A 17467-nucleotide genomic window follows, 5' to 3' on the forward strand; every position below is an offset into this window, starting at 1 on the left:
CCGGTATTCGATGGATTCCTCAACATGACGACACCTGCTTCATTCGATTCCCTCCCCGACTCCGCGCGACGCGTCGCGCTGCTGCTGCGCGAGCGCGGCCATGCGAAAGGCATCGTGATGCTCGCCGAAACCGGCAAGACCTCGGCCGAGGCCGCGGCCGGGCTCGGCTGCTCGGTCGCGCAGATCGCGAAGTCGATCCTGTTTCGCCGCCAGTCGGACGGCGCGCCGGTGCTCGTGGTCGCGAGCGGCGTGAATCGCGTCGACGAGAAGAAGGTCGCCGCGCAAGTCGGCGCGGTCGGCCGCGCGGACGCGAAGTTCGTGCGCGACAACACCGGCTATGCGATCGGCGGCGTCTGCCCGATCGGCCATCTCGTCGAACCCGTCACGCTGATCGACGCCGACCTGCTCGCGCTCGACAGCCTGTGGGCGGCCGCCGGCCATCCGCACGCGGTGTTCAACCTGTCGCCGAACGAACTCGTGTCGCTGACGGGCGCGCCCGTCGCGGACGTCGCGTTGCGGGAGCCCGCATGAGCGACGTGCCGGTGACGGTGCCGGTCGCCACGGTCGCGTCGCCGTGCACCGACGTATGCCGGATCGATCCGCGCACCGACTGGTGCGCGGGCTGCCTGCGCACGCGCGACGAGATCAAGGGATGGCGTGCGTCGGACGACGACGCGCGGCGCGCGTTGCTCGCGCGGCTCGATGCGCGGCGGCGTCTGCTGGCGAGAAGCGGCGCATAAAAAAAAGCCGTTCAGCCTGACAGGCGAACGGCATGAGATCGGAATCCTGTGAACGTGATCAACGTCACAGCCCGCATCATACGAGCGACGCGGCCGCATCGCATCGGGTGTTTCCCTACAACTTCTTACAGCGTCCCGGACCCGTGCGCGCGCACGGCTTTTGCTCGGCACGCACACGCCCTCTCCGCGCAATACGCGCCCCTGAAATACGCATTCGACGCGCTGCTGCGCTGCTCCACGGCGGCTCACCGAATCGCACGACCGTTTCAGTGACCGACGGCCGCACGACGGGCCGGCACGATGCGCCAGCCGAGATTCACGCCGGCCGCCGCGAGCAGGATCAGCAGCGCGCCGACCACCTGCGTCCACGCGAGCGTCTGCCCGAACGCGACGCGATCGACGACGATCGCGACGACCGGATAAACGAACGACAGCGCGCCGGTCATCGCGGTCGGCAGCTTCTGGATCGCGCCGTACAGCAGCACATACATCAGGCCGGTGTTCACGACGCCGAGCACGACGAGGTCGAGCCACTGCCCGGCGGTCGCCGGCAACGTGCCGAAGTGCGCGAACGGCGCGAGCAGCACGACGCCGAGGCCGGCCTGCAGCAACGCGAGCAGGTGCGGCGGCGTGCCCTTCAGGTGCTTCGTGACGATCGACGAGATCGCATACAGGAACGCCGCGCCGAGCGACAGCGCGACGCCTTCCAGATATTCGCCCGGCACCGCGAGCACGGCCGGCTCGACGCGCACCACGGCGACGAGCCCGACGAAGGCGAGCGCGAGCCACGCGACGGTGGACGCGGTGATCCGCTCGCGGAACACGATCGCGCCGAGCGCGACGAGCATGAACGGCTGCGTGTTGTAGACGGCGGTCGCCATCGAGATCGACGCGCGCGAATAGGCGGCGAACAGCAGCAGCCAGTTCGCGACGATCGCGACGCTGCCGAGGGTCGCCAGCGCGAGCATCCGCGGCGAGAACAGCGCGCGGCGCAGGAACCCGAACGCCGCGCAGACGATCGCGAGCGTCGCGGCGCCGAACAGGCAGCGGAAGAACACGACGTTCGTCAGCGGCTGCTGCGACGACATCACGAGCCAGCCGATCGTACCGGACATCATCATCGCGACGACCATCTCGGCGGCGCCGCGGCGAATTTCATTCGAAGCCATCGTGAACTCCGTTCAGAAGAGTGGATGACTTCGATTCTAGAAACTTGCTTTCGCGGCAGCCACGGCTAAACTGAAGTGAATCGACCGATTCACCTTCGAAAGCAAAGCGATCATGCCGAAACGCCTTTCCCCGCCCGCCGTCGCGTCGCTCGACGCGACCGACCGCGCGATCCTCGCGGCGCTGGCCGACGACGCGCGCATCGCCACCAGCGAACTCGCCCGGCAGATCGGGCTGTCGGCACCCGCGACGGCCGACCGCGTGCGGCGGCTCGAGGCGCAAGGCGTGATCGCCGCGTTCACCGTCGAGCTCGATCCGCGCGCGCTCGGCTACACGCTGCAGGCGATCGTCCGCGTGAAGCCGCTGCCCGGCCAGTTGCATCTCGTCGAAGAGATGCTGCGGCGGATTCCCGAATTCGTGGAGTGCGACAAGGTGACCGGCGACGACTGCTTCATCTGCCGGCTCTACCTGCGCACGATCGCGCACCTCGACGACATCCTGTCGAAAGTGACGGAGCGCGCCGAGACGAGCACCGCGATCGTGAAGTCGACACCGGTGCCACGCCGGCTGCCGCCGCTCGTCGAGGACGACGGCGCGCACCGCTGAACGAGCCGGTACGCGGTGCGCGCCGCCTACGTGCTCACGCGAGCCCGCGCGTGCCCGCTCGTACCGTCATGCAGCCGCGTCGCGCGCCTCGAAGAACGCCAGCAGTTCGTCGATCAGCGCGACGGGCGCCTCTTCCGGAATGTAGTGCCCGCACTCGAGCGCGCGGCCGCTGACGTCGCGCGCGACACGGCGCCATTCGTCGAGCGGATCGAAGCAGCGGCCGACGATCCCGTTCTCGCCCCACAGCACGCGCAGCGGGCACGCGACCTTGTTGCCGCGCTCGAGATCCGCACGGTCGTGCTCGAGATCGATCGTCGCGGACGCGCGGTAGTCCTCGCACATTGCATGCACGGCGCCCGGCTGCGCGAGCGCGGCGCGGTACGCGGCGAGCGCCTCGGGCGCGAACGGCGCGAGCCCGGCGGACCGGTTGCCCATCACGCGCTCGATGTACGCATCGGTATGCGCGCCGACCAGCGTCTCGGGCAGCGGCGCCGGCTGGATCAGGAAGAACCAGTGAAAATACGCGGTCGCGAACGTGCGATCGGTTTTCTCGTACATTGCGAGCGTCGGTGCGATGTCGAGCAGCATCATCCGTTCGACCGCGTCCGGATGATCGAGCGCGAGCCGGTGCGCGACCCGCGCGCCGCGATCGTGCGCGCACACATGGAAGTGCTCGAAGCCGAAATGCCGCATCACGGCGACCTGGTCGGCCGCCATCGCCCGTTTCGAATACGGCACGTGCTGCGCGTCGCTCGGCGGCTTGCCCGACGCGCCGTAGCCGCGCAGGTCGGTGGCGATCACCGTGAAATGATTCGCGAGCGTCGCGGCCACGCGATGCCAGATCATGTGGGTTTGCGGATGTCCGTGCAGCAACAGGAGCGGCGGACCCGCGCCGCCTTTGACACCGAAGATGTCGGTGTCCTGCACCGTCACGCGAAACGGTGCAAACGCCTCAAACGACATGGTTTATTTCTCGTTGGTTTGTTATGGCGGCTATTTTATGAGCGCTTGTGCCTCTGCACAGCGGGGCAACAGCCAGAATCCGTAGAAAGAGAACACTCACTCGATTGCCGGCACACCGCGCATTTTGTTAAGCTCGCGTAGAATCGCACGATCGTTCGTATTAATAAGGACGACATCGTTTCGCAGCTACACTCGAATCACCGTTCGACCGCAAAGCATGGCGCCGGCGCAACCGCGCGGGCGCCCCTGGAGACTGGAGACATCACATGGCATTGCCCACCGTCCTGCAGAACCTGACGCTGCCCGTCATCGCGTCGCCGATGTTCATCGTCAGCTACCCCGAACTCGTGCTCGCGCAATGCAAGGCGGGCATCGTCGGTTCGTTCCCCGCGCTCAACGCCCGTCCGGCCGAACTGCTCGACGAATGGCTCACGCAGATCCAGTCCGAGCTCGCCGACCACCAGGCGAAGCATCCCGGCGCGGTGATCGGCCCGATCGCGGTCAACCAGATCGTCCATCAGTCGAATGCGCGGCTCGAGCACGACGTGCGCGTGTGCGTCGAGCACAAGGTGCCGATCTTCATCACGAGCCTGCGCGCCCCGGCGCGCGAGATCGTCGACGCGGTGCACAGCTACGGCGGCATCGTGCTGCACGACGTGATCAACCTGCGCCACGCGCAGAAGGCGCTCGAAGCCGGTGTCGACGGGCTGATCCTCGTCGCGGCCGGCGCAGGCGGCCATGCGGGCACGACGTCGCCGTTCGCGCTCGTCGGCGAAGTCCGCAAGATCTTCGACGGCCCGATCGTGCTGTCCGGCGCGATCGCGAACGGCGGCTCGATCCTCGCGGCGCAGGCGATGGGCGCGGACTTCGCGTACATGGGCACGCGCTTCATCGCGACGCAGGAAGCGCACGCGATCGACGACTACAAGCACGCGATCGTGAACGCGAAATCGTCGGACATCATCTACACGAACCACTTCACCGGCGTGCACGGCAACTACATTCGCGAGAGCATCGAGAAGGCCGGCCTCGATCCGGACGCACTGCCGGAATCCGACAAGACCAAGATGAATTTCGGCAGCGACAAGACGAAGGCGTGGAAGGACATCTGGGGCGCCGGCCAGGGCGTCGGCCTGATGGACGACCTGCCGAGCGTGGGCGCGCTCGTCGAGCGCCTGAAGCGCGAATACGACGACGCGAAGGCGCGACTCGGCATTCCGCGCTGACGGATGCGGCGGCCCTCGCGGCCGCCACCGGCGCGCATGCCGTCGGACAAAACAAAAAAGCGCGAACCGCAGCGGTTCGCGCTTTTTTCATCGCCCCGCTGTAACGGGGCACGCGGCGGCTCAGACCGCGCGCTTCATCCGCGTGATCGGCAGCACGCGCAGGCGCGATTCGATCGACGGGCACAGCGACTGCCCTTCGAAACGCGCCGCCAGGAAGTCGACGAACGAACGCACCTTCGCGGATACGTGACGGCGGCTCGCGTAGACCGCGTAGATCGGCGCCTCGTGCGGCGGCACCGCATCGAGCAGCACCGGCACGAGCCGGCCGGACTCGATGTCGTCGCCGACCACCTCGGTGCCGAGCAGCGCGATGCCCGCGCCCGCGAGCACGGCCGCACGCAGCCCTTCGAGATGGTTCACGATCAGGTTGCCGTTGAGGTTCACGCGCGACGCGGCGGCCGCGTCGATCACCAGCGAGTCGAGCATCGTCGAATTCGAGTCGCGCCGCAGGTAGTTGTGGTGCGCGAGATCGCCGATCGTCGCGGGCGTGCCGTGCTTCTCGAGATACTCGGGCGACGCGACCAGCAGGATGTGCGCGGTCGCGATCTGCCGCGCGACCAGCGACGACGATTTCAATCCGTTCGGCGCCGCGCGCACCGCGACGTCGTAGCCTTCCTCGATCAGGTCGACCACGCGATCGGACAGCGTCATGTCGACGGTCACGTCCGGGAACCGGCCCGCGTAATCGGTGACGGCCTGCATCACGTGCCGCAGCCCGAACGCCGATAGCGACGTCACGCGCAGCCGGCCTTGCGGCACCACGCTCGCGGCGCCGACGGCCTGCCCGGCTTCGTCGAGTTCGGATAGCGCCTGCACGAGGCGCTCATAGTATTCGCGTCCCGCCTCGGTAGGGGCGACGCGTCGTGTCGTGCGATGCAGCAGCCGTGCGCCGAGCTGCTGCTCGAGATGCATCACGTGCTTGCTCGCCATCGCAGCCGACATCTGCATGCGCTCGGCCGCGCCGACGAAGCTGCCCACTTCGACGACGTAGCGAAACACATTCATGCTGACGAGGGTATCCATCGAACTAGCTCGTAATGACGGGGAATGGTCCAATTACGAGATAGGGTAACAAAGGCGGAGAAACAGAAAGGTCAAGAAAGGCAAAACGGCGCCGCGGGGTCGCAGCGCCGTTTTGGCGGGAAAACATGCAGTCCGGACGCGCTTTTCGCGCGCGTCCGGCGCACCGGTCGCGCGTGCGCGTCAGAACTTCGCGCGGATGCCGGCGCCGAACGTGTTGCCGGTCGACAGGCCGCTGATGTGGTCGTTCATGTACGCGGCGTAGACGTCCGTGCGCTTGGACAGCGGATAGTCGTAGCCGACGGCCCAGGTCTGGCGCGTCTGGTCGAGGCCGCCCGAATCGCGCGAGTACGCATACGACGCCATCGCGTTGCCCACGCCGAGCGGCACCGACACGCCGCCCTGCGCGGTGTTCACGTGCCAGCTGCCCGCGACCTGGTCGTTCTTCGTGTACATGTACTGGCCGAACAGCTTCACGAACTTCAGGTCGTAGGTCGCGCCGACTTGCGCGATGCCCTGGCTCTTCATGCCGGCCACCAGCGCGCTCAGGTCGCGCGGGCCGTTGTTGAAGTTCACGTACTGGTAGACCGCGGTCGCCGCGAACGGGCCGTTCGCGTAGTTGAACTGCGCGCTCCACTTCTTCGAGCCGTTGTCGCCGGCCTGGTTGCCGAGTGCGTACATCGCGCCGAAATTCAGGCCACCGAACGAAGGCGACGTGTACGACAGCGCGTTGTTCCAGCCCGAATCACCGACGGCACCCTGGTCGCTCGGGTAGGTCGGGAACGTGCCGAGGCCGAGGAACACGTGGTACACCATCGGCGAGAAGGTGTACGAGTCGTAGAACGGGTTGAACAGGATCGTCGACAGGAACAGGTGCGTCGTCAGGCGGCCGGCCGTCACCGTGCCGTACGGCGAATCGATGCCGACGTACGCGTTGCGGGCGAAGAACGTGTCGCCCTGGAAGCGGCCGAACTGGCCGTTCTGTGCGCGGAAGAAGCTTTCCAGCGTGAAGATTGCCTTGTAGCCGTTACCGAGATCCTCGGCGCCGTGCAGGCCCCAGTACGACGTCGACATCCCGCCGCCGCTCACGTTCCATGCGCGGTTGCCGCCCGGGAACTTGGTTGCGCCGACCCATTCGTCGACCTGACCGTAGAGCGACACGCTCGACTGCGCATGGACGGGAGCGGCAGCCGCCACGCAGGCGGCCGCGGCGATCAGCTTGACGGACGTGCGCGACGCACGGCGAGCAAATGCTTTCATTGGATCTCCAGATTTTGTCGAATGGTCGATAAGTGGCGCGAGCGTTGTTTTTTGGAGCCGAGTGCTTGCGTCGTATGGGGCGCAGCCATCTTTACGGATCATTCGTCCGGCCAAAATTGCGCACACTTATTGCTGGTATAGCGCCAGCATTAACTTCGCGGAATCGATACATGGCCGGGCACCTGCCGGCGGCCCCGCACGAACGCGGTCGCGCGGCGGGACGGCAGCGGGGCACACGCGAGCCGGGCGCGAAAGATAGCGCAATGCGACGGGAAAATCAGCGGAAATCTGTGCGCGACTGTGGCGAATTCGCATCAGCCGGCGGAGGGACGCGCGCGGGGGCGCTCAGTTTCGGTAGAACGGGGAGAAATACGGCGAGTGCGCAGGCTCTTCCTGCGAGCGGGGCGGCGGCATCGGACGTCCGCCGCGCTCCTCGTTGTAGCGCGCGACGTCGGCGCGGATCGAACCGGCGCGCAGCGGCACGTTGCCGCCGCCCGGCGGGCGCGGCACCTGGCGCACGTCGGCGCTGATCGGACGATACGGGCTTTGCGCGGCGTAGTGGCCATACGACGGCGTCGGCCGCAGCCCCCAGCGGGAGCCGGAGCCGTTCACGCCGCCGGCGCGTGCGCCGGCCAGGGGTGCCACGCGGCGCCAGACCGGCCCGTTACCAGCCGGCTGACCGTACGCGCGCATGTCGCCGCCACCGAAGCCGTGGCCGCCGAACGCATGACCGCCGCCGTGGGGCGGTTGCGCGAGCGCGAGCGGCAACAGCAGCGCGCCGAGCACGCCTGCCACCCATCGTCCGATCTTCCGTTTCACCCGTTCCGTCATCGTTCAGTGCCTGTCCACGCCCGCCGCCGGCTCCTTTCGGCCGACCCAAGGCTTTCAGCAGTAATTTATGAGCGGGCCGAAAGCGTGTCGAGCCAAAAAGTGTTATGTCGCCGGCATCGGTGTAACACCATGTTACTGCTAGGTTTTTTCACTTCCGGGTGCGACCGCGACAGAACATTCTTCTGCCGTTTTGCGCACGGCCGGGCCGGTGCTGCGGGCGCTGTTGCATGAGACTGGCTCATCAATCGATTCCCACAATGCATTTGTGTAGTGAATCGCGGACCGGGACAATGGCGCCATCCGCGCGCGCGACGCGCGCCTTCGTCGTTTCCGAATCGAGTTCCCGATGGCCCGTCCCCGTTTTCTTCCCGACAACTTCACGCTCGCGCTCGTCGGCACCGTCGTGCTCGCGAGCTTCCTGCCGTGCCGCGGCCCGGCCGCCCATGCGTTCAACTGGGCGACCAACATCGCCGTCGGCCTGCTGTTCTTCCTGCACGGCGCGAAGCTGTCGCGCGAAGCCGTGGTCGCGGGCGCGACTCACTGGCGACTGCACGCGGTCGTGCTGCTCAGCACGTTCGCGCTGTTCCCGCTGCTCGGCCTCGCGCTGAAGCCCGTGCTGCAGCCGCTCGTCACGCCGACGCTGTACGCGGGCGTGCTGTTCCTGTGCACGCTGCCGTCGACGGTCCAGTCGTCGATCGCGTTCACGTCGATCGCGAAGGGCAACGTGCCGGCCGCCGTGTGCGCGGCATCCGCGTCGAGCCTGCTCGGGATCTTCGTCACGCCGGCGCTCGTCGGGCTGATGATCACGTCGCAGTCGGCAGCCGCCGCGTCGCCGTGGAGCACCGTCGGCAGCATCGTGATGCAGCTGCTCGTGCCGTTCCTCGCCGGCCAGTTGCTGCGGCCCGTGATCGGCGGCTGGATCGACCGCAACCGCGGCGTGTTGCGCTTCGTCGACCAGGGCTCGATCCTGCTGGTCGTCTACGTCGCCTTCAGCGAGGCCGTCAACGAAGGCCTGTGGCACCAGATCCCGCCGCGCGCGCTTGGCGGCCTGCTCGTCGTCAACCTCGTGCTGCTCGCGATCGCGCTGCTGCTGACCGCGTTCGTCAGCAAGCGGCTCGGCTTCAACCGCGCCGACCAGATCACGATCATCTTCTGCGGGTCGAAGAAGAGCCTCGCGGCCGGCGTGCCGATGGCGAAGGTGATCTTCTCGGCGAACGCGGTCGGCGCGATCGTGCTGCCGTTGATGCTGTTCCACCAGATCCAGCTGATGGCGTGCGCGGCGCTCGCGCAGCGCTGGGGCGCGCGCGACATGAGCGGCGAGCACGACGAGGGCGACGCGGCATCGGCGTCCGGCGCGCTGAGCCCGGGCAAGCGCTGACGGGCAGGCGGGACGGCCCTCGAGTGGTGCCGTCCCGACGTTCCCGCTTCCCGCTTCCCGCCTTCCCGCCTTCCCGCCTTCCCGCCTTCCCGCCTTCCCGCCTTCCCGCCTTCCCGCCTTCCCGCCTTCCCGCCTTCCCGCCTTCCCGCCGCACCGCCCTTCCCGATGCACCCCAGGCGCGATGCACCACCAGCGCCCATCGCGTCACGAAATCTTCATTCAATTCTCCGCGAGCGATGCCGTTAAGTCGGGCGTCCTGTCGATTCGGCTGCCCTCGCCCATGCCCGCGCCCCACCCCGACTCCGCTGCCGTCAGCATCACGCGCCTGATCGCGGATCGCGCGCTCGCCGCCGTCTTCCAGCCGATCGTCGATCTCGGGTCGGGGACGGTCGTCGGCTACGAGGGCCTGATACGCGGCCCGCGCGGCACCGACCTCGAACCGCCCGCCGCGCTGTTCGCGCAGGCCGCGCGCGAAGGCGAAACGATCGCGCTCGAACAGGCCGCCGCGCGCACCTGCCTCGACGCATTCGCGGCACTCGGCTGCGACGGCAAGCTGTTCCTCAACTTCAGCGCCGGGACGATCCTGAAGCTCGCCAGCGAACGCGAGCGGGCACGCCAGCTCCTCGTCCGCGCGCGAATCGGCGCCGAGCGCATCGTGATCGAGCTGACCGAGCAGAATGCGATTCCCGATGTCGCCCAGATCGGCCCGGCGGTCGCGTCGCTGCGCGACGCCGGCATCCAGTTCGCGCTGGACGACTACGGCACCGCGAACGCGAGCATGAACCTGTGGCTGCGCCTGCATCCCGACGTCGTGAAGATCGACCGCTTCTTCATCCACGACATCGCCCGCGACCCGCTGAAGTTCGAGGCCGTGAAGGCGATGCAGCACTTCGCGCAGGCGAGCGGCGCGAAACTGATCGCGGAAGGCATCGAGAACGAGTGCGACCTGATCGTCGTGCGCGACATGGGCATCTGCTGCGTACAGGGCTTCCTGCTCGGCCGGCCGAACGCGCAGCCGTCGCGGGTCGTCGCGCCGGCCGCGCGCGATGCGATCCGCGCGCCGCACATCGCGGTGTTTCCCGGCGCGACGCGCTCGGTGCGGCCGGCCGGCACGATCGCCGGGAAGATGCTGGTGCCGGCGCCGGCGCTGCCGCGCGACGCGACCAGCAACGACGTGCTCGACCTGTTCAACCGGATGCCCGACCTGCATGCGGTCGCGCTCGTCGAACGCGGGCGGCCCGTCGCGCTCGTGAATCGCCGCGGCTTCATCGACCGCTTCGCGCTGCCGTATCACCGCGAGGTGTTCGGGAAGAAGCCGTGCCTGCAGTTCGCGAACGACGCGCCGCTGATGATCGACAACGCGACGACCTTCGAGCAGCTCGCGATGCTGCTCGCGAGCCACGACCAGCGCTATCTCGCGGACGGCTTCGTGATCACCGAACACGGCCGCTACGTCGGGCTCGGCACCGGCGAGAGCCTGGTGCGCGCGGTGACCGAGATGCGCATCGAGGCCGCGCGCTACGCGAACCCGCTGACGTTCCTGCCCGGCAACATCCCGATCAGCGCGCACATCGACCGCCTGCTGCAGCGCGACGCGGGCTTTCATGCGTGCTACGTCGACCTGAACCAGTTCAAGCCGTTCAACGACCAGTACGGCTACTGGCAGGGCGACGAGGTGCTGAAGTTCGCGGCGACGGTGCTGGCCGGCGTGTGCGACCCGCAGCGCGACTTTCTCGGGCACGTCGGCGGCGACGATTTCCTCGTGCTGTTCCAGCGCGACGACTGGCGCGAACGCGCCGCCGACGCGATCGCCCGCTTCAACGAAGGCGCGCAGCTCTTCTACACGCAGGCCGACCGTCAGGCGGGCGGGCTGCACGGCGAGGACCGCCACGGCAACCCGGCATTCTTCGGCTTCGTGACGATGGCGATCGGCGCGGTCGGTGTGGCGGCCGGCGCGCACGGCGCGAAACGCTACGGCAGCGACGAGATCGCGTCGGTCGCCGCGCTCGCGAAACGGCGCGCGAAACAGCAGCCGGATGGGCTCGCGGTCGTCGACCTCGATGCGGGCCGCGCCGCGCTGCGCCATCGCGGCGAGCCGCCGGCCGTGGCAATCCGCTGAACGGCGGGCGACCGTCGTTTGCAGACACGGCGGCGCCTGGTGCGGCGACGGCGGACACTCATCCGCCAGGCAGCCAGACCGTGAGTTGCACACTGACTTCGCGGTGGCCCGCGGCGGCGATCGGGCACCGCTGCCGTGAACGGATGAAGCCAGCCAGCTTGCCGCCCGTTTCCCGCTCGCGACGCGCCCGCCTCTCTACCTTGCCTTTTTCGCGTTTTGTTTAGTATTTTTAGTAACGGTGTTTTCGCAGATTAGCGCTTAAAACCCGGGAATTTTCGGGTATTCCCCGGCTATCCGGCCCGAATTCCGCAATACGTTTTACTATACAATCGCCTCCACCCTAAACAAACCGGACCCCGAACGATGGGTACGACCATTCGCGATGTGGCGCGGGCGGCAGAGGTTTCGATCGGCACCGTCTCCCGCGCGCTGAAAAACCAGCCGGGCCTGTCCGAAGCGACGCGTGCGCGCATCGTCGAGATCGCGCAGCGGCTCGGCTACGATCCCGCGCAACTGCGGCCGCGCATCCGCCGGCTCACTTTCCTGCTGCATCGCCAGCACAACCGCTTTCCGGCCAGCCCGTTCTTCTCGCACGTGCTGCACGGCGTCGAGGACGCATGCCGCGAGCGCGGCATCGTGCCGACGCTGCTCACGGTCGGGCCGAACGACGACGTGCTGCGCCAGATGCGCCCGCACGCGCCCGACGCGATCGCGGTGGCCGGCTTCATCGAGCCGGAGACGATCGAGGCGCTCGCCGCGACCGGCCGCCCGCTCGTGCTGATCGACCTGTGGGCGCCCGGGCTGCGCTCGGTGAACATCGACAACGCGACGGGCGCGGCGCTCGCGATGCGCCACCTGCTCGCCACCGGCCGCACGCGGATCGCGTTCATCGGCGGCTCGCCCGCGCACTACAGCATCGCGCAGCGCGCAATCGGCTACCGGCGTGCGTTCTTCGAGGCCGGGCGGCTGTTCGATCCCGCGTACGAAGTGACGATCGATGCGGGGCTCGATCCCGACACCGGCGCCGCGCGGGCGATGGAGCAGCTGCTCGACGCGCCGGGCCCGCGCCCGGAAGCCGTGTTCGCGTACAACGACGCGGCCGCGCTCGCCGCGCAGCGCGTCTGCACCGCGCGCGGGCTGCGCATTCCCGACGACATCGCGATCGTCGGCTTCGACAACATCCCGGCCGCCGCGCACGCGAGCCCGCCGCTCACGACGCTCGCGGTCGACAAGGAGGCGCTCGGCCGCCGCGGCGTCGAGCTGCTGCTCGCGGAAGCGCCCGAGCGCACCGAGATTTCCCTGCCCGTCGAGCTGATCGTGCGGGCCAGCAGCCAGCCCGCCGGCTCCCCGGCACTCGATACCGCCACGGCCACCGAATCATCATGAACATGCCCCCGGTCCAACCCTGCTCGGCCGCGCCGGCCGCCCACACGCAAGCAGCGCCGTTCGTCGCGAGTTTCCGCGATCCGTCGTTCCTGCTGTCGCACGTCGAGGACACGCTGCGCTTCTACGCGACGAACGCGTTCGACCCGACGGGCGGCTTCTACCACTACTTCCGCGACGACGGCAGCATCTACAACCGCACGTCGCGCCACCTCGTCAGCAGTTGCCGGTTCGTCTTCAACTATGCAATGGCGTACCGGCATTTCGGCGATCCGCGCCACCTGGAATATGCGCGCCACGGGCTGCGCTTCCTGCGCGACGCGCACTGGGACGACGCACTGCAGGGCTACGACTGGGAGCTCGACTGGCGCGACGGCGCGAAGCGCGCGACGCTCGACGGCACGCGCCACTGCTACGGGCTCGCGTTCGTGCTGCTCGCGGCCGCGCACGCGACGATGGCCGGCCTCGACGAGGCCCGCCCGCTGATCGCGGCGACCTTCGAGCTCGCCGAGCACCGTTTCTGGGATGCGGCCGCGGGCCTCTATGCGGACGACGCGACGCCGAACTGGATCGTGTCGTCGTACCGCGGCCAGAACGCGAACATGCACATGACGGAGGCGCTGCTCGCGGCGTACGAGGCGACCGGCCACCTCACGTACCTCGATCGCGCGGAAAAGCTCGCGTCCCACATCACGCAGCGCCAGGCCGCGCTGTCGGGCGGGCTTGTGTGGGAGCACTACCATGCGGACTGGTCGGTCGACTGGGATTACAACAAGGAAGACAGCTCGAACATCTTCCGCCCGTGGGGCTTCCAGCCCGGGCACCAGACCGAATGGGCGAAGCTGCTGCTGATCCTCGAGCGGCACCGCCCGCTCGACTGGCTCGTGCCGCGCGCGGCCGAGCTGTTCGACGCGGCGCTCACGCACGCGTGGGACGCCGATCACGGCGGCCTGTGCTACGGCTTCGGCCCCGACTTCACGATCTGCGACCACAACAAGTATTTCTGGGTGCAGGCAGAAACCTTCGCCGCCGCCGCGATGCTCGGCGCGCGCACCGGCAGCGAGCGCTTCTGGGACTGGTACGACGAGATCTGGCGCTACAGCTGGGCGCACTTCGTCGATCACCGCTACGGCGCGTGGTACCGCATCCTCACCTGCGACAACCGCAAGTACAGCGACGAGAAGAGCCCGGCCGGCAAGACCGACTATCACACGATGGGCGCGTGCTACGACGTGCTCGCGACCCTCGCGCGCGCGCAACGCAGCGAGCCGACACAATGAGCGGCGGCACGTTTCCGGCTTTCGTGTCGGCGGGCGACATCCTGACCGACATGGTGCGCGCGGGCGACGCGCAATGGACCTCGGTGCCGGGCGGCGCCGGCTGGAACGTCGCGCGCGCGGTTGCGCGGCTCGGCGTGCCGAGCGCGCTCGCGGGCTCGATCGGCGAAGACTGCTTCTCCGACGTGCTGTGGCGCACGAGCGAAGCGGCCGGGCTCGACCTGCGCTTCCTGCAGCGCGTCGCGCGGCCGCCGCTGCTCGCGATCGTCCACGAGACCCGCCCGCCCGCGTACTTCTTCATCGGCGAAGCGAGTGCCGACCTCGCGTTCGATCCGGCGCGGCTGCCGGCGGGCTGGACCGATCACGTGAAATGGGCGCACTTCGGCTGCATCAGCCTCGTGCGCGAACCGCTCGCCGGCACGCTGGCCGCGCTCGCGGCCGACCTGCACGCGCGCGGCGTGAAGATCAGCTTCGACCCGAACGTCCGCAACCTGATGACGGCCGCATTCCGGCCGACGCTCGAGAAGATGGCCGCGCTCGCCGACCTGATCAAGGTGTCCGACGAGGACCTGCGGCACCTGTTCGGCGGCGACGGCCCCGACGCGATCGGCGCGGTGCGCGCGCTGAACCCGCGCGCGGCCGTGCTCGTCACGCGCGGCGCGCAGGCAGCGACGCTCTACGCGGACGGCGACGTGCATGAAGCGAGCCCGCCGCGCGTCGAGGTGGCCGACACCGTCGGCGCGGGCGACGCGTCGATCGGCGGCATGCTGTTCAGCCTGATGGCCGCGCCGCAGCGAACCTGGCGCGAGCACCTCGTGTTCGCGCTGGCGGCGGGCGCCGCGGCCTGCCGGCATACGGGCGCGCACGCGCCGACGCTCGACGAGGTCGTCGCACTGATCGAACGATGACGGGAGGATGGCGACCGGACCCCGTTCGGTCACCGATAAGCCGCGCTGTACATGCTGCGCCGCAGTGCTACGATGAAGTGTCCTTTTGCGGGAGAGCACCATGGACACCAACACGTTCACGAAGGGCATCTACACGGCCAAGGCGCATACCCAGCATGCGGGCAACGGGCAGTTCCAGGGTTACGTGATCCTCGCGCGGGACGACGGGGACGACACCGAGAACACGCGCTACGACGTCCACTCGACGAGCCCCAGCGAGGAGGAAGCCTTCGAAGAGGCAAAGGCGCTCGCGCACCGGATCCTCGGCGAAATCGAGCTGTAGCGCGCCGCCGCTCTTTGCGGCGCGGCTCAGAGCAGCCGCGCCACCATCGACAGCAGCATCGTCAGCACCAGCGTCGACATGAACGGGAACGGGTAGCGCCGCCCGCCGAGCGTCAGCGTGACGTCGCCCGGCATCCGTCCGATGCCGAGCTTGCCGAGCCACGGCCAGCAGCGCGTCAGGATCATCACCGCGACGAACGACGTCATCAGCCAGCGCAGCATGTCGGCTCCGGTCAGAGTGCGTGCGAGCGGTCGCCGCGCGCGAACGCGTCGAGCGTGCCGTCGATGCCGCGCGAGAATGCGATCACCTTGAACAGCTCGCCCATCTCGGCTTCGGAAATCAGCTTCTGCACCGCGTTCGCGGCCGGCAGGAACGCGTGGATGTCCGACGGATCGATCGCCGACAACGCGTCGGTGATGCCCGCGTTCAGCAGGAAGCGCGCCTGCGACGTGTAGCCGAGCAAATCGGCGCCGGTCGCGACGGCCGCGTCGTAGATGCCGGTGAATTCGACGTGCGCGGTGATGTCCTGCAGCCCCGGGTACAGGAACGGATCGTCGTGCGCATGGTGACGGTAGTGGCACATCAGCGTGCCGCGGTCGCGCTGCGGGTGGTAGTACTCGTGCGCGGGAAAGCCGTAGTCGACCAGCAGCACCGCGCCGCGCCCGAGCATCGTGCAGACGGTGCGCGTGAACGCCAGCGCGGCCTCGTGCGTCTCGGTCACGTAACCGTCCGCCGCATCGTCAAGGCCCGCGAGCACCGGCGGCAGGCCGGCCGGTGCGGCCGGACGGTCCTCGAACACGAACGCCTGCCGCGCGTCGAGCGCAACGCCGCGCTCGTGCCATGCGCCGCCCGCCTTCGCGAACAGGCGCACCGGCATCGCATCGAGCACCTCGTTGCCGACCACGACGCCGTCGAACCGCTCGGGCAGCGCGTCGAGCCAGCGCACCTTGGCGGCGAGCGCCGGGGCGGCGGCCGTGATCGTGTCGCGCTGCCGCTCGCGCAGCTCACCCGAGAGATCGACGATCAGGTAGGCGTCGAGTTCGACGCCCAACGCGTCGAGCGCCGCGAGCAGCCCGGCCGCGAGCTTGCCCGTGCCGGCGCCGAATTCCATCACGCTGCGCGTGCCGCTCGCCGCGAGCGCTTCCGCGACCGGCTGCGCGAGCGTCTGCGCGAACAGCGGCGACAGCTCGGGCGCGGTGACGAAGTCGCTGCCGTCGTCGGCGCGGCGCCCGAACTTGCGCGCGCCGCCGCTGTAATAACCGAGGCCGGGCGCATACAGCGCACGCTCCATGAAGCGGTCGAACGGCAGCCAGCCGCCGGCCGCCGCGATCTCGTCGCGCAGTTGCGCGGCGAGGGTTTCGGACTGCGCGAGCGCGTCAGGGCCGGGAGCAGGTAAACTAGCGGGTTCGTGAGCTTTCGGGTTCATCCCGGCATTGTAAATGACCGTTTCAGCCGATACGTCGACCCAGCGCGTGGCGCTCATCACGGGTGCCCTGGGCAGCGCAGCCGACGCCGCGTCGATCGGTCGTGCGCTCGCGACCGGATTCGCCCGGCGCGGCTGGGACGTCGCGCTGCAGCGCAGCCACGGCGCGCCGCATGCGGCAACCGACGCACTCGTCGCCGAAGTCGCGGCGCTCGGCCGCCGCGCGGTCGTGCTCGACGCCGATCTGGCCCTGGAAGCCGACGCCGCCGGACTCGTCGCCGCGTGCGGCGCGGCGCTCGGCCGGCCCGCGTGCGCGGTGTTCGTGAGCGCCAGCGCCGGCGCCGACGACGCGCACACGGTCGACGGCGCGTCGCTCGCCGGCGCCCTCGCGCGCAACGTGACGGCGCCGCTCGCACTGGCCCGCGCGCTCGCCGATGCGACGCCCGACGCCGCGCGCGAGCACGAGGCGCTGCGCGCCTGCGCGATCCACGTGCTGGATCAGGCCCTGTTTCACCCGGCACCGGCGCAGCTGTCGCACGCGCTGATGCAGGCCGCGCTGAACCGCGCGACGTCGGCGCTCGCACTGGCGCTCGCGCCGAAGGTGCGGGTCGCGGCGCTCGTGCGCGGCCACGCGCCGCACGCGGACGACATCGCGGCGGCCGCCTGCTATCTCGCGAGCGCGCCGGGCGTCACCGGCGCGACGCTGACCGTCGACGGCGGCGAGCACCTCGTGCCGCCCGCCGCCGGCCCGAATGAATGAACTGCGCGGAAACGCGCGGCCTGA

Annotated in this window: 18 protein-coding genes; 11 read left to right on the forward strand and 7 right to left on the reverse strand. The window is 69.0% G+C overall.

The features are described 5' to 3' along the window. Positions 1 to 24: 24 nt before the first annotated feature. Both CFB41_RS15795 and CFB41_RS15800 read left to right on the forward strand, forming a co-directional pair. Entirely contained in the window at positions 25 to 531 is a 507-nt protein-coding gene (locus CFB41_RS15795) for a YbaK/EbsC family protein (RefSeq protein ID WP_089441171.1), read from the forward strand. Further along, positions 528 to 740 carry a DUF1289 domain-containing protein gene (locus CFB41_RS15800; protein ID WP_089441172.1) on the forward strand — a complete coding sequence of 71 codons (213 nt, stop codon included), beginning with the start codon at positions 528 to 530 and terminating at the stop codon, positions 738 to 740. Before CFB41_RS15795 ends, CFB41_RS15800 begins: the two co-directional genes overlap by 4 nt. A 266-nt stretch (positions 741 to 1006) precedes the next feature. Here CFB41_RS15800 and CFB41_RS15805 read toward each other — a convergent pair whose 3' ends face one another. Beyond that, on the reverse strand, positions 1007 to 1909 hold the full coding sequence (locus tag CFB41_RS15805) for a DMT family transporter (RefSeq protein WP_089457039.1): 903 nt from the start codon (positions 1907 to 1909) through the stop codon (positions 1007 to 1009). 112 nt (positions 1910 to 2021) lie between these two features. Between CFB41_RS15805 and CFB41_RS15810 the strand changes: the two genes are divergently transcribed. Beyond that, positions 2022 to 2513 carry an Lrp/AsnC family transcriptional regulator gene (locus CFB41_RS15810; protein WP_011353413.1) on the forward strand — a complete coding sequence of 164 codons (492 nt, stop codon included), beginning with the start codon at positions 2022 to 2024 and terminating at the stop codon, positions 2511 to 2513. A 66-nt stretch (positions 2514 to 2579) separates the two neighbouring features. Here the strand turns inward: CFB41_RS15810 and CFB41_RS15815 are convergent, their stop codons facing one another. Continuing rightward, positions 2580 to 3476 (reverse strand): alpha/beta fold hydrolase, encoded by an 897-nt coding sequence (locus tag CFB41_RS15815; protein WP_089457040.1) that lies wholly within the window; start codon positions 3474 to 3476, stop codon positions 2580 to 2582. 266 nt (positions 3477 to 3742) lie between these two features. On the opposite strand from CFB41_RS15815, the gene CFB41_RS15820 reads away from it, so the two are divergent. Then, positions 3743 to 4702 (forward strand): nitronate monooxygenase family protein, encoded by a 960-nt coding sequence (locus CFB41_RS15820; protein WP_089457041.1) that lies wholly within the window; start codon positions 3743 to 3745, stop codon positions 4700 to 4702. 120 nt (positions 4703 to 4822) lie between these two features. On the opposite strand, the gene CFB41_RS15825 is transcribed toward CFB41_RS15820, so the two are convergent. The 3 genes from CFB41_RS15825 to CFB41_RS15835 form a co-directional block, all read right to left on the reverse strand. Continuing rightward, positions 4823 to 5785: a LysR family transcriptional regulator gene (locus CFB41_RS15825; RefSeq protein WP_039346485.1), complete on the reverse strand. Its 963-nt coding sequence runs from the start codon at positions 5783 to 5785 to the stop codon at positions 4823 to 4825. Positions 5786 to 5965: 180 nt separating this feature from the next. Next, on the reverse strand, positions 5966 to 7042 hold the full coding sequence (locus tag CFB41_RS15830; protein ID WP_089441176.1) for a porin: 1077 nt from the start codon (positions 7040 to 7042) through the stop codon (positions 5966 to 5968). A gap of 345 nt (positions 7043 to 7387) precedes the next feature. Further along, positions 7388 to 7873, reverse strand: coding sequence for a peptide-binding protein (locus CFB41_RS15835; RefSeq protein WP_089457042.1), 486 nt, complete (start codon positions 7871 to 7873; stop codon positions 7388 to 7390). A 346-nt stretch (positions 7874 to 8219) separates the two neighbouring features. Here CFB41_RS15835 and CFB41_RS15840 point away from each other — a divergent pair, with 346 nt between their 5' ends. The 6 genes from CFB41_RS15840 (at position 8220) to CFB41_RS15865 (ending at position 15260) form a co-directional block, all read left to right on the forward strand. Next, positions 8220 to 9251 (forward strand): bile acid:sodium symporter family protein, encoded by a 1032-nt coding sequence (locus CFB41_RS15840; protein WP_089457043.1) that lies wholly within the window; start codon positions 8220 to 8222, stop codon positions 9249 to 9251. Positions 9252 to 9531: 280 nt separating this feature from the next. Beyond that, a complete protein-coding gene (locus tag CFB41_RS15845) occupies positions 9532 to 11370 on the forward strand; it encodes a phosphodiesterase (RefSeq protein ID WP_089457044.1) in 1839 nt (612 codons plus the stop codon). 363 nt (positions 11371 to 11733) lie between these two features. Next, entirely contained in the window at positions 11734 to 12756 is a 1023-nt protein-coding gene (locus tag CFB41_RS15850) for a LacI family DNA-binding transcriptional regulator (RefSeq protein WP_089441179.1), read from the forward strand. Further along, positions 12753 to 14033: an AGE family epimerase/isomerase gene (locus CFB41_RS15855; protein ID WP_089457045.1), complete on the forward strand. Its 1281-nt coding sequence runs from the start codon at positions 12753 to 12755 to the stop codon at positions 14031 to 14033. The genes CFB41_RS15850 and CFB41_RS15855 overlap by 4 nt, the downstream gene beginning before the upstream one ends. Then, positions 14030 to 14938, forward strand: a complete 909-nt coding sequence (locus CFB41_RS15860) for a carbohydrate kinase (RefSeq protein ID WP_089457046.1) — start codon at positions 14030 to 14032, stop codon at positions 14936 to 14938. Before CFB41_RS15855 ends, CFB41_RS15860 begins: the two co-directional genes overlap by 4 nt. Before the next feature lie 100 nt (positions 14939 to 15038). Continuing rightward, complete coding sequence (locus tag CFB41_RS15865) at positions 15039 to 15260, forward strand: hypothetical protein (protein WP_069249042.1); 222 nt, start codon at positions 15039 to 15041, stop codon at positions 15258 to 15260. A gap of 26 nt (positions 15261 to 15286) precedes the next feature. Here CFB41_RS15865 and CFB41_RS15870 read toward each other — a convergent pair whose 3' ends face one another. Together CFB41_RS15870 and CFB41_RS15875 are read right to left on the reverse strand one after the other, a co-directional pair. Then, positions 15287 to 15481 carry a DUF2905 domain-containing protein gene (locus CFB41_RS15870; protein WP_039355363.1) on the reverse strand — a complete coding sequence of 65 codons (195 nt, stop codon included), beginning with the start codon at positions 15479 to 15481 and terminating at the stop codon, positions 15287 to 15289. 11 nt (positions 15482 to 15492) lie between these two features. Beyond that, positions 15493 to 16686 carry a class I SAM-dependent methyltransferase gene (locus CFB41_RS15875; RefSeq protein ID WP_089441339.1) on the reverse strand — a complete coding sequence of 398 codons (1194 nt, stop codon included), beginning with the start codon at positions 16684 to 16686 and terminating at the stop codon, positions 15493 to 15495. A 13-nt stretch (positions 16687 to 16699) separates the two neighbouring features. Here CFB41_RS15875 and CFB41_RS15880 point away from each other — a divergent pair, with 13 nt between their 5' ends. Further along, positions 16700 to 17443, forward strand: a complete 744-nt coding sequence (locus CFB41_RS15880; RefSeq protein ID WP_089457047.1) for an SDR family oxidoreductase — start codon at positions 16700 to 16702, stop codon at positions 17441 to 17443. The last annotated feature ends 24 nt before the right edge of the window (positions 17444 to 17467 follow it).

It is taken from the genome of Burkholderia sp. AU33803 (assembly GCF_002223095.1).
Classification (GTDB): Bacteria; Pseudomonadota; Gammaproteobacteria; order Burkholderiales; family Burkholderiaceae; genus Burkholderia.